This is a genomic window from Streptomyces sp. NPDC017529 (assembly GCF_044329785.1).
Classification (GTDB): domain Bacteria; phylum Actinomycetota; class Actinomycetes; order Streptomycetales; family Streptomycetaceae; genus Streptomyces.
The window spans coordinates 468,624-484,350 of record NZ_JBIRJY010000003.1 but is presented as its reverse complement, the minus strand read 5'-3'; the positions used below and the strand labels follow the sequence as shown (position 1 = coordinate 484,350).

Below are 15,727 nucleotides of genomic sequence, written 5' to 3'. Positions count from 1 at the left end.
GGGTCAGGCCCTGCGTACCGTCATCGTGGTCCAGGCGCCCACGTGGACGCGGTCGCCCTCGTGGAGGGGGACGGGGACGTAGGGCTGGATCGGGTCCTCGGCGAGGTTGACGGTGGTGCCGTTGGTGGAGTTCTGGTCGACCACGGCCCAGCTGCCGTCGGGCTGTTGCACCAGGAGGGCGTGCTGGTGCGAGACGCCCGGGTCCTCCGGCGGGCGGCCCAGGTCGATGTCGGGGGACTCGCCCGTGCTGTGCCGGCGGCGGCCGATGGCGATCTGGCCGCCGGTGAGCGGTACCTGCTGCTCGGGGGAGTAGGCGGGCAGGTTCAGGCCGGCCGCCTCCGGGCCGCTGCGGCCCATCATGGCCATGAAGTACTCGCGGTCCGGGGCGATCGCCACGACCCAGCCGTCACCGACGACGGGCGGCGGTCCGGGCGGGGCGGCGGGGCCCGGGGCGGGCTGGTTCCACTGCTGCTCGGGCTGCGGCTGCTGGTGCGGACCCGGCTGCTGCGGGGGCTGGGGCGGCTGCCCGAACGGGCCGGGCTGCTGCTGCGGCTCGAACGGAGCCTGCGGCGGAGCCGGCTGTGCGGCCTGCTGCGGCTCGAACGGGGCCTGCTGCTGCTCGTACGGAGCTTGCGGCGGCTGTTGTTGGGGAGGCTGCTGCGGTTCGTACGGACCCGGCTGCTGCTGCGGGGGCGGCGGGCCCTGCTGCGGTGGCGGGAAGCCGTAACCGCCCTGGCCGCCCTGGCTGTTGTCCGGGCCGCCCTGCGGGCCCGGCTGTGCGGGCGGCGGGGGCGGGGTCTGGGAGTTGGGCGGGGGCAGCGGCCAGTCGTCGTCGGCGGACCGGGCCGGCGGGCTGGGCTGGCCTACGGGCGCGCCCTGGGGTCCGGGCTGCTGTCCGGGGTGCTGGCCGGGCTGCTGTGTGTGGGGACCGGGCTGCCCAGGTCGGCCAGGGCCGCCCTGCTGCGGGCCCGGCGCCTGCTGGCCGCCCTGAGCGGGCTGCCCGAAGGGAGCAGGCTGACCGAAGGGAGCGGGCTGGCCGAACTGGCCGGACTGCTCGGGGGAGAGCGGCTCGGCGGGGCGGTTGATCTGCGACGGGCGGGAGCCCTGGTACTCGTACTGCTGCGGCGGGGTCGGCGGGCCCTGCTGCGGTGGCGGGAAGCCGTAGCCGCCCTGGCCGCCCTGGGGACCCGGTCCGCCCTGCGGGCCGGGCGGCGGCGGGGCGTACGAGGTCGCCGAGTGCGTCAAGAAGTTGTAGCGGCACTCCTCGCAGAACGGTGCCATCGCCTCGCGCGGGGTACGGCACTGCGGGCACAGTTCCGGCTGGCCCGTCTGACCGGTCTGGCCCGGCCGACCGGGGCCGGGTGCCGGAGCCTGCGGGCAGGGGCCCTGAGGGGGTGGCGGCGGGAATCCGTAACCGCCCTGGCCACCCTGACCCTGTCCGCCCTGCGGACCGGGGCCGGGCGCGGGAGGCGGCGGCGGACCAGGCTGACCTGTCGGACCTTGACCTGCCGGACCTTGACCTGCCGGACCCTGGCCTACCGGACCCGGGCCTTGACCTGCCGGACCCTGCGGCGCCGGGTGCTGGCCGGGGAAGCCCTGCCCGCCCTGGGAAGCGCCGGGGCCGCCGGGGCCGCCCGCCTCACCGGGGCCGCCCTGGGGACCGGGTCCGCCCTGCGGGGCCGGAGGCGGCGGAGCCTGCTGGCCGGGCGGCGGTGTGTTGAGGAATCCCGCGGGCAGGGAGGGCGGCGGGGGAACAGCGCCCGCCATCCGGTGGCCGCACACCTCGCACCAGTCTTCGGCCACCGACTGATGGCCGTTCGGGCAGGTCGGCATGTCGGATCTTCCCCCTCAGTACCGATTTTGTTCGGTAGTACGTCTGGATTGTTATTTCTTGACGCGAACTGTCTTGGTCGAGCGCGTTTCGAGCGTCATCTCGTCCGCCTCCGTGACCTTCGCCTTCAGTCGCACAGTACCGGTCGCCGCATCGACGACGTCCACCACCTTCGCAAGCAGTTTCGCAGTCTCCTCGTTCCCGGAGGCGCTCGCCAGTTGTACGGCCCGCCCCAGCTTGGCGGTGGCGCCGCCCGCATCGCCCGACTTGCGGGCATCCAGCCCTTGTCGGATGACCTGGGCTAGTTCGGCCTGCCCCGTGTAGTGGGCAACCTGGGGATTAATAGACGTAGAAGCGGCCATATCGTCCGTCCAGACCGCCCGTACGAGACCCTGGGCCAGCGTCCGTACGGCGTCCCCGCCGGGCTCCGGGAGGACGAGCGAGACCCGCGCGGCCAGCATCTCCTGGCCGACGCCGGCCGCCGGAACGCGTACGCAAATGTGGTAGTCGCGGGACTCGTCGCCCCATGAACCTGTCGGATAGTCGCCGGTGCGCGGGCCGGTTTCCGTGCGTCGTGCGGTCAAGTCGGCCACCGTCGGCGCCACTTGCTTCACGAATGCGACGTGTGCCCCTTGCGGTGTCCACAGCCGCAGACCGACGTCCGCCACCTCTTTGCCCATCGCGGCCTCCATCATCCGCGTGAAGTCGGCGGCCAGCCCGGCCGGGTCGGCCACGATGTCGGCCGTGCCGAGCAGCGCGGAGGCGATGCCGGTGACCTCTTCGACCTCCCAGTCCGTACCGACGCCCCGGGCGTCGCACGTGAAGCGCCCGGCGCAGGCGTCGAGCGTGGCGCGCAGGTCACCGGGTGACTCGTGTTCGTTGCGCCCGTCGGTGAGCAGGATGCCGTGCCGGATGCCGACGTCCGCCTCGGTCAGCAGCCGGTCGGCCAGCCGCAGCCAGGTGCCGATGGCGGTGCCGCCGCCCGCGCTCAGCTTGCGCAGCGCCGCCTTGGCGTGGGCGCGGGTGGCGGGACCCGCGGTGGCCAGCCGACCGCCGCCGGGGTAGACCTCGGCGGCCTGGTGCGTACCGGCGACCACCGCGAAGGCGACGCCGTCGCGCACGGTGTCGATGGCGGCGGCCGTCGCGTCGCGCGCGTTGCGCATCTTGGTGGGCGGGTAGTCCATCGAACCGGAGCAGTCCACCATGATCACGACACCCGCGTGCCGGGCGGCTCCGGAGTCCCGGGGACCGCGCGCGGCCCCCGGCGCTCCCGGGTCCGTAGCGGCGGCGGGCAGCGGCAGGCCGCCGCTGGTGCCGCCGCCCGTCGCGGTGACGGTCACGATGGCGTTCACCTCGCGCCCGTCCTCCGGCAGGTACTCGTTCTGGTACACCTCGGCGGAGAACCGCGGCACGCTGGACTTGGCGAAATCGGCCATCTGTTCCGCTCCTTCGTTCCGCCGTGCGAGGCTCCGCCGCGGAGCCCTCGAAGCGGTGAAGAGACACATGGGCGGGCGGAAGTTCCGGTGGTCATCCCCCCGTTGGCGCCGTGCTCCCGGTGGTCGGACGGTTCGTGAGGTGCGGGAGATGCTCGTGAGTCGGCGGATGGCCGGCAGCGGGCTGCCGGCCGTGGGTGCTCAGGCCGATCCTGCCCGCCCCCGGGGCGCCGGGAACGGCACCACCGCCACCGTTACGTTGTCGTGGCCCCCGCCGGCGAGCGCGTGGGCGACCAGAGTGCGTGCGCTGTGCAGCGGCCGGGCGTGGGCGTCGGCCGGCAGCACCGCCGCCAGCTGCGCGGCGGCTTCGGCGTAGTTCCACAGCCCGTCCGTGCACACCACCACTACACCCGGTCCGTCGGGCTTGAAGGAAGCGGTGTGCGGCTCCAGTTCGTAGGCGTCCGCGCCGAGCCAGCCCGTGATGGCGTGCGCGCGGTCGTCCGCGTACGCCTCGGCCTCGGACATCAGGTTGTTGGCGACCATCTGCGCCGCCCAGGAGTCGTCCTCGGTGAGGCGGACGGGGGCCGCGCTGCGGTCGTCGGGGATCCAGTACGCGCGGCTGTCGCCGACCCAGCCGACGACGAGCAGCCCGCCGCCGACCACCGTGCCGACGATGGTGCAGGCGGGGGCGTTCTGCTGGCGGTACGGGTCGTGCTGCTGGGCCTGCCGGGGTTCGGCGGCCAGGGCGTTGACGGCCTTGGCGGCGGCGATGATCGCGTCGTGCATCGCCCGCTGCGGGTGGGTGCCGCCGGGCAGGGCGGCCAGCAGGGACCGGGCCGCGGTGCCGGAAGCGGCGGCGGACGCGTCGTCGGGGCGGGTGGCGGAGGAGACGCCGTCGCAGACCACGGCGAGCACGGCGGGCGATCCGTCGGGCAGTGTCCCGCCGGCGACCGCGAAGAAGTCCTCGTTGCGGTGGTGGCGGTGGCCGCGGTCGCTGACCGCCGCCACGCCCGGCAGCTCCTGCTCCATGTGGTCGCGCTCGCGGGGCTGGGCGTGGCCGCAGTTCTCGCAGTAGCCGTCCCCGGCGACCGCGCCCGCGTGGCAGGCCGCACAGAGCCGGGTGCCCTGGGCAGGGGTCTGGTGCTCGGGGGAGGCGGGGGGCGTGGTGTTTACGGGAGCGGTGGGCTCGGTGGTGGCACCGGGGGATGGGGGAGCGGGGGGCGGCGGGCCCGCGGGGGCTGCCGGCCGCTCCGTCGGCTGCGCGGGTCCCGTCGGCTGCGCGGGGTCCGCGGGGCCGGCCGGCCCGCCGCGCTCTTCGGGGCTCGGGGAGCCTGACTCGTTCATGTTCATGGTGCGCTCCGCTGCCTGGGCGGCGACGTCGTAGCCGACGACGCGGGGATCCGGGGTGCCGCCGTGCGGGGCGGGCCCCTCGCCGCGGCCTCCGTACGGGCCGGCGGCGCCATCGGGCGACGCGCCGCCCATGGCCGGGGTGCCGTCCGCGCCGGAACCGCGGTGGGGCGACGGCGGAACGCTCGCCTCCGTATGCGGTATCCGGGACGGGGCGTCGGCCTGCGGCCCTCCGGGAGCGTAACCCGGCGCCGGCACGGGGGCGTGCGGGACGCGCGCGGGGTCGGCCGGGTGCGTGGCGCCCGGCGCGTACGCGGGCCCGCCGTGCTGTCCGGCCCCGGCGCCGTACGCGGCGTCCGGCCCGTACGGCGGGGCCGGCCGGGCCTGCGGCATCAGGAACGGCGCGGGCAGGGTCACCGGTCCCGCCGGGGGCACCGCGCCGGGCGGCGGCGGGTAGGCCGCGTGGCCCGGAGCGCCGCCCAGCGGGACGGTGGGGCGGTCACCGGCCCCGCCGGGCCCGGCGGGGACCACGACGTCGGCGCCGCAGAAACCGCAGTAGTTGTCCCCTGGTTCGAGCGGCTCGTCGCAGCTCGCACACCGGGACGGCCCTGTCACACCCATGTCACACCCACGTCCTGGGGCGGAAGCGGTTGGCCCGTTCCACCAGCTCGATCCTTTCCTCGCCGCGCTGCGCCAGCCGAGCGAGCAGTCTGAACGACCGCTCCAGGCCGAAGCGCAGGCCGCGTTCGTCCAGCGCGCTGCCGAGCAGCACGGGCCGGCCGGCGGTGCCGCCGGTACCGGGGTCCGGAGCGCCGGGCGGCGCCGTGCCGGCACGCTGCCCGGCACCTCGGCTACCGGAGAGTACCCAGTCCAGGGCACAGCCCAGTACTTCGGTCGTCAGTTGTTCCCGGCGCTCGGCGTCGAGACCGGACTCCGTCAGCCGCTCGACCTGCCCGGCCGCCGCCCGCAGGTCCGCCAGCAGGGGGTCCAGCGCGGAGCGCTGCCGCAGCCGGGCGCGGACCGCCGCGATGCGCGCGGCGGTGTAGTGAATGGAGGATTCCGGTACGGATTCCAGGGCGGCCACCGCGCCGGACCGGTCGCCGTCCGCCAGCCGCACCCGGGCCAGCCCGAACGCCGCGCTCACATAGCCGTGGTCGCAGGCCCACACCAGCCGGTAGTACTCCGCCGCGTTGTCCAACTGGCCCAGCGCCTCCGCGCAGACGCCGAGCGCCAGCTTCGGCGCGGGCTCGCCGGGGAAGGCGTCGTACATCGCGTCGAAGGACAGTGCCGCCGTCTCCTGGTCGCCGTTGGTCAGGGCCACCAGCCCCCGGTACCAGACCACCCGCCAGTCACCCGACCACTCCTGGTCGGGTTCGGCTTCTATGGCGCGCAGTTCGCGCAGGGCCGCCTCGCCGTCGCCCATCTCCAGGTGTGCGCGCAGCTCGCGCAGCCGGGTCTCTATGGTGTCGGCGGGTGCCGCGCGCAGCGCGCCGAGCAGTTCGGCGGGCGCGGCGGCCAGCAGCCCGGCCAGGAACCCCGCGTTGGGGTCGGCGGGGTCGACGCGCGGTACGGGCAGGGCGAGTACGGCGAGGCCGGTGTCGAGCGGGCGCAGCGCGGGCGCGCCGCGCACCCCGGCGGCCGGTACGGGAGCGGGCCCGGCCGCCGGGTCCGGGCCCGTGCCGGACGTGACTTCGTAGGCGACCTGGGCGGGGGCGGCGGGGTGCGTGCCCGTGCCGGCCGGGGCCGCGACCGGCCCCGCGACGCCGCCCGGATCACCGGAACGAGACGTTCCGCCGATGCCGCCCGGCGCGCCGATCCCGGTGGCCGGACCGATCACCGCCTTGCCGGTGCCCCGGCCCGCCCGTGCCCCGCGCCCGGTGCGGAGCCGCCCCGTGCGGCGCCGCCCGGCGGCCACCGGGCGGCCCCCCAGCAGCGACGTGTCGCCCTCGGCGCGCGCCACCACGTCCGTGTCCACGACGCGCAGCTCGGGCCCGAACAGCGTGGACAGCGCCGGCCGCTGCTCGCCCGTCTGGAGTGCCACGACCTCCCGCAGCACGCCCGTCAGCTGCTCGGCCATCTCCTCCGCCGAGGAGAACCGCCGGGCCGGGTCGGGGTCGGTGGCCCGCACCAGGAGGCGGTAGAAGGACTCGTACGTTCGGAAGACCTCGATGTTGTCGGGGTCGGGCAGGGAGTCCACGAAGACGTTGGTGTAGCCCTGGAAGTCGAAGGTGAGCACGGCCAGGGTGCGCGCGACCGTGTACAGGTCGGAGGCGACGGACGGGCCCAGCTCGGCGACCTCGGGCGCCTGGTAGCCGATCGTGCCGTAGATGGCGCTCTCGTCGTCGTCCATCCTGCGGACCGCGCCCATGTCGATCAGCTTGAGCTGGTCGTGCTGCTGGATCGCGTTGTCGACCTTGAAGTCGCAGTACAGGAGGTTGCGGCTGTGCAGATGGCCGAGCGCCTCCAGGGCCTCGATGCCGTACGCGCACGCCTGCGCGACCGGCAGCGGGTCGCGGCGCCCGTTCGGCGTGCGGCGTTCGTTGGCGATGTCCTTGAGGGACTTGCCGCCGACGTACTCCATGACGATGTAGCCGTCCAGGCTGCCCGTCGTGCGGTCCAGGTGCTCGACGAAGTTGTAGATCCGGACGATGTTGGAGTGTTCGATCTCGGCGAGGAAGCGGCGTTCGGACGCGGCCGCCGCCAGCGCCTCCTCGTCGCCGGTGTCGAGCAGGCCCTTGAGCACCACCCAGCGGTCGGAGACCGCGCGGTCGATCGCCAGGTAGATCCAGCCCAGGCCGCCGTGCGCCAGGCAGCCGACGACCTCGTAGCTGCCGTGCACCACGTCGCCGGGGCGCAGCTTGGGCACAAAGCTGTACGGGTGGCCGCACTTGGTGCAGAAACCTTCCGTACGGCCCGGCCGGTCGCCGCGCGCCCGTCCCACGGGAGCCCCGCAGTCGCCGCGGCTGCAGAACCGCTTGCGCTCGGGCACCTCCGGGTTCTCCAGGACGGCGTGGCGCGGATCGGGACGCGGCACCTCCGGCACCGACACCAGCCCCGCCCCCAGCCGCCCGCGCGCGGCTCCCGAGCCGGTGCCGCGGCCCGAGCTGCCGCGCACCGATACGGACATCGCGCGGGTCGCGGCACCGGGCAGGGAGCGGGAGAGGCGGCCGGAGACGGAGCGCCGCGAGGTCGAGGAGCGGGCCGAGGCGGAGGTACGGCCTCCGGAGCCGGAGCCGCGGCCGCCGGCGGAACCCCCGGAAGCGGGCCCTCCGGACGCCGGGGCACGGCTTCCGGGTGCGCCGCCGGACCCGGCAGCCGAGCCGGACCCGCCGGACCCCGCGCCCCGCCGCGCCGCCGTCACGCCCGTGCTGGACGGCCCCACCATCCCGTCCGGCGAGACGACCGGCGCCAGCCCGCACGTGTCGCAGTACAGTTCGCCGCCGCCGACGTCCTCGTATGTGCCAGGGCAGTCCCGCCGCTGGCACGGGCCGCCGGTCCGCTCCTCGCTCATGCTTCCCCCTGTGGTCCGTCCGCGGGCCCGCCGTCCGGCTGCTGCGGCAGCAGCGCCTCGGCCACCGCCTGCTGGTAGCGCAGCACCGCCTGCTCGGCCGCCCGCAGGTCGCACGGCGCGCTCCACAGCATCCGGCGCGCGACGTCGTACCGCTCGGCCGGCAGCGGGTCCTCGGCCAGGCCGAGCCGCGCGGCCTTCGCCTTGTACGCGTCCAGGCGCCCGCGCAGTTCGGCACGTACCGCCAGCGGGGCCGTGACCGCCGTCAACGACTCGCGGGCCCGGTGCAGTTCGTCCTCGGCGCGCTGCTCCAGGCTGTCCAGCAGCGGCGAGAGGCGGTGCCACTGGGCGTGCCTGCGGTACTCGGCGGCGGTGCCGAGCTGTTCGTGCAGCGCCGTGGGCGGGCCGCTGACGGCGGGCACCTCGGAGGCGGCGATCTTCGCGAGCACCTCGCCGCGGGCCTGCCGCGCCTCGGTGAGCGTACGGTCCGCGCGGGAGAGCACGTCGCGCAGCCGCATCAGGCGGCGCTCGGCGTCCTGCCGTACGTCCAGCACCGCTTCGATCTCCCGCCGGATGTCCTCCAGGGCGCGCGCCGCCCGGTCGTAGCGGGCGGTGTCCGGGCGGCCGCCGCCCGGTGCCGCGCTGCGGTCGGCGTCCGGGACCCAGAAGGCCAGTGGGTCGGACACCACCTGGGCGCGCAGCTGCGTCAGCTCGTACGTGATCCGCTCCAGGTCGTCGCCGGCCGGGTGTTCGCCGGGGCGCACGCCCACCGAACGCGCCAGGGAGAGCGTGCGCCGCAGCTCGGCGGCGAGCAGGTCTATGCGTGCGGGCAGCGCGGACCAGACGGCGTCGGCGGCGACGATGACGTCCAGCGCCGCCGCGTACAGGCCGTTCATCCGCTCGACCAGTTCCTCCAGGCTGAACTGCTCGCTCAGCCGGGCGGGCCCGCCGGACCCCGCCGTGGCGCCGCCGACGGCGGCGCCGGACACCGTGACGCGGCTGCCGCGGAGCAGCTCGGTCAGTTCGGCCAGGTCGTCGGGGGACGGCCAGCGGCGGCGCGCGCGCAGCGCGCGAGCGGTCGTGAGCGTTTCCGTATACGCGTCGAAGTGTGCCCACAGGACGGTGACGGACTGTTCGGTGGCGGCCCAGCGGTCCTTGGTGATGCCGGTGAGCGCGGCGCCTTCCAGGAGCCGGCGCCCCGCGTGGTCCTGCAGGGCGAGCAGCGACGTCTCGATCGCCTCGTACTCGGCACCGAGCCGCCCCAGGGCGCGGTCCACCTCCTCCCGGCCCATCACCGGGTCTTCGGGCCTCCCCGGGGAGCCGGGGACGGGTCCAGGGACCCCCATCGATCACCTCTCCAATGTGCGTGTGGTGCGCGGCGGTTGTCACGGTCGTCACGGCTGTCGTGGTGCTGTGGCGCGGCGGTGGCGCGCCCCGGCGCCGTGGCGGCCCCCTCCACTGTGCCGTCCCCTGCCCCCTCCCTGCGGCCCTGCTTTCCGCGGTCCTCCTTCCATAGTTGCGCGGCCGGCGGGCGAACACCTGGTTCCGGCGGGCCCTTCGGCCGCCGGCCCGCGGTACCCACGGTGCGGGCGGCCGCACCGGGTCAGTCGCTGTACTGGGGCTCGGGCGCCTCGGATATGCCCGGCAGGTCCGCCTGGAGCCACTTCTTGTACGCGGCCATCCACCGGCTTCCGCTGCCGCCGCTGCGGTAGTCCTCCAGCACCTTGTTGACCCGCCGCACCAGGTCGGTGTCGGCGCGGTTGACCGCCACGCCGTACGACTCGTCGGTGAACGGCTTGCCCTTCAGCTCCACCGTCGGGTCCTGCGCGGCCTGGGCCGCGGCCAGGGCGCTGTCCGTCACGACCGCGTCGGCCTCGCCGAGCTGGAGCCGCACCAGGCAGTCGAGCTGGTTCGGTACGGTCACGACCTCGGCGCCGTGCCGCTGCTCGGCCAGCTTGGCCTCCCCGGTCGAACCGGCCGCCGTACAGACGCGCTTGCCCTTGAGCGTGTCGTCGAACGCCTCGACCGACGAGTTCCTGGGCGCCAGCACCTGCTGGCCGGCCTCGAAGTAGGCCGTGGAGAAGGCCACCTGGCGCTTGCGGGCGCAGTTGATCGTCATGGTCCGTACGACCAGGTCGACCGTGCGCTTCTGGAGGGAGGGGATGCGCTGGTTGGTGGGGATCGCCAGGAAGGTGATCTTCGGGTTGGCGCCGAGGACGTCCTCGGCGATGGCCCGCACCAGGTCGATGTCGAAGCCCTCCAGGTCGCCGGTGGCCGGATTGCGGTAGCCCCAGCGGTACGTGTTCTGGTCGACGCCGACGATCAGCCGCCCGCGCGCCTTGATCCGGTCCACCGCCGGGCCGTCGTCGGCGGAGGGCCGCAGGCTGGCGGCGGCGTTGGCGGGCGTGCAGTCCGCGGCGGTGGCGTCGGCACGCGCGCTCGCCGTCCCTTGGGACGCGCGTCCGGGCGTACGGCCGTCACCGCCGTCGCTCAGGACGGGGACGAGGACCGCGGCCGCCGCCGCCATCACGCACACTCCGGCCGTCACCGGGGCCAGCACGGCCCGCAGGTTGCGCAGACCCCTCGCGCGCTTCGTCATGTCCCCATCACCAGGCCCCATCACCGGTACTCCGAAAGCCTGCGCCCGATACCCAGCACCGCGCCCGTGGCGGCCAGCACGGCCAGGACGGCGGCGCCGGCCGCCAGCCCGGCCAGTGCCCCGCGCCCGGCGTCGGCCGCCTGCCGGAATTCCCGCTGCTCGTGCTCCAGCGCCGTGGCCAGCCGGTCGTTCACCCGGTCGAAGGACTGGCCGGTCGCCCCCTCGGGCCCGATCACCTTCTCCAGCGCCCGGTCGTAGTCGCCCTGGTCGTCGGCGGCGCGGGCGGCGGCGTGCCGCGACTGCCACTCCCGTACGGTCGCGACCGCCTCCCGCACGGGGCGCCGGCCCGCCTCGTCGTCCGCGAGCGCCAGGGCCGCGCCCAGCTTGCTGTCCGCCGCCGCCGCGCCGCTCGTGCCGGGGCCCGCCAGGTCCTTCATGCCGGAGCGGTAGCCGACCTCGTAGAAGTCCTGCTGGTCCTTGGTCACCACGGCACCGCGCGCGACCAGGGTCAGGTTCTCGTCGCCGCGTGCCTGGAGGGCGTCGATGCGCGCCTCGTTGAGGAGCTTCAGCGACTTGGCACCGTTCTCGTAGGACGTGGTCAGGTTCGAGCGCGCCACGGCGTGGCCGGCCACCAGCCACAGCAGGACGACGGCCGCGGCGGCCGTGGCGGCCAGCAGCCCGCGGTCGAAGACGCGGTTCGTCCGGCGGTAATTGCGCCGCTGGGCCCAGCCGAGCGCGCCGAGCGCGACCAGGCCGGCGGCGAGCGCGAGCCACGGCCACGTCTTCGCGGAGTCGTAGTCCTCGCCGAGCCGGGCCGTCTCGGCCACGTACAAGCCGCGGGCGGCCGGGAGGAGTTCGTCGCGCATCTGCGCGTTGGCGTAGCGCAGGTAGGCGCCGCCGAGGGGCAGGCCCTGCCGGTTGTTGGTGCGGGCTGTCTCGATCAGTCCGGTGTACCGGGGGAGTTGGCTGTTGAGCTTCTCTATCTGGCGGGCGGCGGCGACCGAACCGCGGGTGTTCGAGGAGGCCTTGGCCAGCAGGCGGGCGGCCATCGCGATGTCGGATTCGTACCGGTCGCGGGTGGCCTGGGTCTCCTTGCCGCCGGCCAGGAAGCCGCCGGCCGCGGTGGTGTCGGCGTCGGCGAGCGAGCGGTAGATGTCCGCGGCGTCGGCGCTCAGCGGCTGGCTGCGCTCCACCACGTCGCGCGCGGCCGCGGCCCGGTCGCCGACCTGCCAGGCGGTGGCGGCCCCGAACGCCAGGACCAGCAGGGCCAGTACGGCTCCGATGATGCGCAGCCGGCCGGGCTCGGTGGTGGCGGCGGCCCGCAACTGGTCCACGCCGTCGGCCCAGGCCGTACGCCGCCGGGCGGCGGGCGCGGAGCCCGTACCGGAGGCCGCGGAACCGGGCACGGGGGAGCGGCCGGCCGGTGACGACGGCGGCGGCGCAGTGCCGGTCTGCGGGTTGGACACGGAACCTCCCCCTGGTCGCGGACGGCGGCCCGGCCCCGCGCGACGGGCGCACGGGAACAGATGCACGGCCAGCAGTCAGTATGGCCGCAGGGACTGACAACCACACCGTTATTGCCTGGATCATGTGCGGATCGGGCCGCGTCGAATCCTCCCGCCCGACGGCATCCGTGTTCCCCCGCCCTCCACCACGCGCCCCCGCCGGGCACGGTTCCCGAAAAGGGCACGACTGTACGGGTTTCCGGCACCCGGACGAGGAGCCGGGACCTTGGCGCCGGCTGTGCCGCCTACCGAGCCGACTGTGCCGCCTACCGAGCCGGCCGTGCCGCCTACCCGAACTGCCCCCGCAGGCGCGCGTAGGCCTCCGCCGCCGCCCCGGCCCGGTCCAGGGCGTGCAGGGCCGCTCCCAGGACCGGCGGTTCCGTGACCACCTGCGGCAGCGCCTTCGGTGCGCGTTCCGACAGCAGGCGGGTCACCTGGTCGTGGAGGAGCGGGTGCCGGGCCGCCAGGACGCCGCCGCCGAGGACCACCGGGACCTCCTCGTCCAGCAGGTCCAGCCGTTTCAGCGCCACCGACGCCATCAGCGCGATCTCCTCCGCCTGCCGGGCCACCAAGGCCCGCGCGACCGCGTCGCCGGACGCGGCCACCGCGAACAGCAGCGGCGTCAGCCCGTAACGCCGCTCGTGCGGGATGCGCTTGAGGTGGAGCGCTTCGATCAGCTCCGGCATCGTCGCCAGCCCGAAGTAGGCGGGCACCTCACGGGCCAGCGCGCTCGGTTCGCCGCGGCCGTCGTCGGCCCGCGCCGCCCACCACAGCGTCTCCTCGGCCAGGTGCCCGCCGCCGCCCCAGTCGCCGGATATCCGTCCGATGGACGGGAACCGGGCGGTGCGGCCGTCGTGCCCCAGGCCCGCGCAGTTGGTGCCGGCGCCGCACACCACCGCGACGCCGACCGGGTCGCCGGTGTCGGGCAGCCCCGCGCGCAGCAGGGCGAAGGTGTCGTTGGCGACGGTGACCGCGGGGGCCCAGCCGTACGACGTGATCTCCGCCGCCAGCGCGTCCTCCTCGGCCGGGAGGTCGGCGTTGGCCAGGTAGGCCGCCACCTGCCCCACCGGGCCGGTGACGCCCGCCCGTTCCCGTACCGCGTCCACCAGCACCGCCAGGTCGCCGACCGCCCGTGCCACCCCGACCAGCGGCGGCTGGAATCCGCCGCCGCGGGCCGTCGCCAGCACCGTCCCGTCCGCGCCGACCAGCGCCACGTCGGTCTTGCTGTTGCCCGCGTCGACGGCGAGCGCCATGTCTCCGGCGCGGGCCGCGGGCCCCGGACCGCCCCCGTGGGCCGGGCTCAGAGCCACGTGAGGTGCTCCCGGTTGTGCGCGATCAGCGCGTCGGTCAGCCGGTCCGCGTAGGCGATCTGGCCGATGAGGGGGTGGGCGAGCAGCGCCTCGAAGACGCGGTCGCGGCCGCCCTTGAGGGCCGCTTCCAGCGCGAGGTGCTCGTACGCCGTCACGTTGGCGACCAGCCCCGAGTACAGCGGTTCCAGCGGCCGTACGGGCAGCGGTGCCGCCCCGCCCGCGCCCACCGTCGCCGGCACCTCGATCACCGCGTCGTCGGGCAGGAACGGCAGCGTTCCGTTGTTCAGCGTGTTCACGACCTGCACGGCACCGGTGTCGCCCAGCAGCGCGGAGGTCAGCGCCACCGCCGCCTCCGAGTAGAACGCGCCGCCCCGCTTGCCCAGCAGCTCCGGCTTCTCGTCCAGCGACGGGTCGCCGTACATCTCCAGCAGCTGCTTCTCGATGGCCGCGACCTCCGCCGCCCGCGACGGCCTGCTCCGCAGCTCCGCCACCACCTCGTCGTGCTGGTAGAAGTAGCGCAGGTAGTACGACGGCACGACGCCGAGCCGGTCCAGCAGCGCGCGCGGCATGTGCAGGTCGGCGGCGATGGCCGCGCCGTGCCCGGCGAGCAGCCGGGGGAGCACGTCCTCGCCGTCCAGCCGTACGGCCCGCTCCCACGTCAGGTGGTTCAGCCCGACGTGTTCCAGCTCGATCCGGTCGGGCGTGACCCCGAGCAGGTTGGCGAACTTCCGCTGGAAGCCGATGGCCACGTTGCACAGGCCGACGGCCTTGTGGCCGTGCGAGAGCAGCGCGCGGGTGACGATGCCGACCGGGTTGGTGAAGTCCACGATCCAGGCGTCGGGGTTGCGGCGGCGGATGCGCTCCGCGATGTCCAGGACGACCGGTACGGTGCGCAGCGCCTTGGCGAGCCCGCCCGCACCGGTGGTCTCCTGGCCGACGCAGCCGCAGTCCAGCGGCCACGTCTCGTCCTCGTTGCGGGCCGCCTGCCCGCCGACGCGCAGCTGGAGCAGGACCGCGTCCGCGCCGTCCACGCCGGCGTCGACGTCGGAGGTCCACGTCACCCGGCCCGGGTGCCCCTGCCGGGCGAAGATCCGCCGCGCCAGGCCGCCGACCAGCTCCAGCCGGTCGGCCGCCGGGTCGACGAGGACCAGCTCCGCCAGCGGCAGCACGTCCCGCAGCCGCGCGAAGCCGTCGACGAGTTCGGGGGTGTAGGTCGAACCTCCGCCGACCACTGCGATCTTGAGGGGCGGGGGCGTTCCCCCGGCGGACGACAGCATGAATCGATCAGCCCTTCACTCCGGTGAGCGTGACGCCTTCGACGAACGCTTTCTGCGCGAAGAAGAAGACGATGATGACGGGGGCCATGACGAGCAGGGTCGCGGCCATGGTCAGATTCCAGTTGACGTTGTGCGCGCTCTTGAACGATTCGAGTCCGTAACTCAGCGTCCAGGCGGCGGGATTCTGCGCGGCGTAGATCTGCGGCCCGAAGTAGTCGTTCCAGCAGTAGAAGAACTGGAACAGCGCGATCGCCGCGATACCCGGCTTCGCCATCGGCACGACGATGCGCAGGAGGGTACGGATCTCGCCGCAGCCGTCCACCTTCGCCGACTCGATGTACTCCTGCGGAATGGTCAGCAGGAACTGCCGCAGCAGGAAGACGGAGTACGCGTCGCCGAACGCCATCGGGATGATCAGCGGCCACAGGGAACCGGACAGGTGCAGTTGCTGCGCCCACACCAGATACATGGGGATCACGATGACCTGTGGTGGCAGCATCATCGTCGAAATCACCAGCAGCATCGTCGTACGGCGCCCGCGGAAACGGAACTTGGCGAGCGCGTACGCCACCGGGACCGCCGAGCAGACGGTGAACAGCGTGCCCAGCCCGGCGTACATCAGCGAATTCCGCCACCAGTCCAGGAAACCCGGGGTGGAGAAGACCGTCGCGTAATTCGACCAGTTCCATTCGTGCGGCCACAGCTCGCCGCTCATCGCCTGGTCGTCGCTCATGACGGAGGTCAGGAAGACGAACACGAACGGCAGGACGAAGAACAGCGCGGCCGCGACGGCGACGGTGTGCACGGCGATCCAGTGCAGCAGCCGCTTGCGGCGGGCCCGCGCCGCCGCGGGCCCCCGGTCGGTGGAGCCGGTACGGGCCGGCGCGGTGCCCGCCCTCAAGGTCGTCGTGGTCATG

Annotated in this window: 10 protein-coding genes; all 10 read right to left on the bottom strand. The window is 74.7% G+C overall.

Annotation, left to right across the window (positions count from 1 at the left end; translation table 11 throughout):
* Positions 1–3: 3 nt before the first annotated feature.
* Positions 4–1,833, bottom strand: a complete 1,830-nt coding sequence (locus tag ACH4K4_RS09455; RefSeq protein ID WP_398165986.1) for an FHA domain-containing protein — start codon at positions 1,831–1,833, stop codon at positions 4–6.
* Between the two features lie 51 nt (positions 1,834–1,884).
* On the bottom strand, positions 1,885–3,267 hold the full coding sequence (locus ACH4K4_RS09450) for a VWA domain-containing protein (protein WP_398165985.1): 1,383 nt from the start codon (positions 3,265–3,267) through the stop codon (positions 1,885–1,887).
* Positions 3,268–3,465: 198 nt separating this feature from the next.
* Positions 3,466–5,232 (bottom strand): protein phosphatase 2C domain-containing protein, encoded by a 1,767-nt coding sequence (locus ACH4K4_RS09445; protein WP_398165983.1) that lies wholly within the window; start codon positions 5,230–5,232, stop codon positions 3,466–3,468.
* Position 5,233: 1 nt separating this feature from the next.
* A complete protein-coding gene (locus ACH4K4_RS09440) occupies positions 5,234–8,122 on the bottom strand; it encodes a tetratricopeptide repeat protein (RefSeq protein WP_398165982.1) in 2,889 nt (962 codons plus the stop codon).
* Positions 8,119–9,465: a hypothetical protein gene (locus ACH4K4_RS09435; protein WP_398165981.1), complete on the bottom strand. Its 1,347-nt coding sequence runs from the start codon at positions 9,463–9,465 to the stop codon at positions 8,119–8,121. The genes ACH4K4_RS09440 and ACH4K4_RS09435 overlap by 4 nt, the downstream gene beginning before the upstream one ends.
* A gap of 257 nt (positions 9,466–9,722) precedes the next feature.
* Positions 9,723–10,718 carry a glutamate ABC transporter substrate-binding protein gene (locus tag ACH4K4_RS09430; RefSeq protein ID WP_398165980.1) on the bottom strand — a complete coding sequence of 332 codons (996 nt, stop codon included), beginning with the start codon at positions 10,716–10,718 and terminating at the stop codon, positions 9,723–9,725.
* Between the two features lie 20 nt (positions 10,719–10,738).
* Entirely contained in the window at positions 10,739–12,184 is a 1,446-nt protein-coding gene (locus ACH4K4_RS09425; protein ID WP_398165979.1) for a hypothetical protein, read from the bottom strand.
* 326 nt (positions 12,185–12,510) lie between these two features.
* Positions 12,511–13,476 carry an N-acetylglucosamine kinase gene (locus ACH4K4_RS09420; protein WP_398166311.1) on the bottom strand — a complete coding sequence of 322 codons (966 nt, stop codon included), beginning with the start codon at positions 13,474–13,476 and terminating at the stop codon, positions 12,511–12,513.
* Between the two features lie 47 nt (positions 13,477–13,523).
* Positions 13,524–14,810 (bottom strand): 6-phospho-beta-glucosidase, encoded by a 1,287-nt coding sequence (locus tag ACH4K4_RS09415; RefSeq protein ID WP_398165978.1) that lies wholly within the window; start codon positions 14,808–14,810, stop codon positions 13,524–13,526.
* Between the two features lie 7 nt (positions 14,811–14,817).
* A complete protein-coding gene (locus tag ACH4K4_RS09410) occupies positions 14,818–15,726 on the bottom strand; it encodes a carbohydrate ABC transporter permease (protein ID WP_398165976.1) in 909 nt (302 codons plus the stop codon).
* Between the last annotated feature and the right edge of the window lies 1 nt (position 15,727).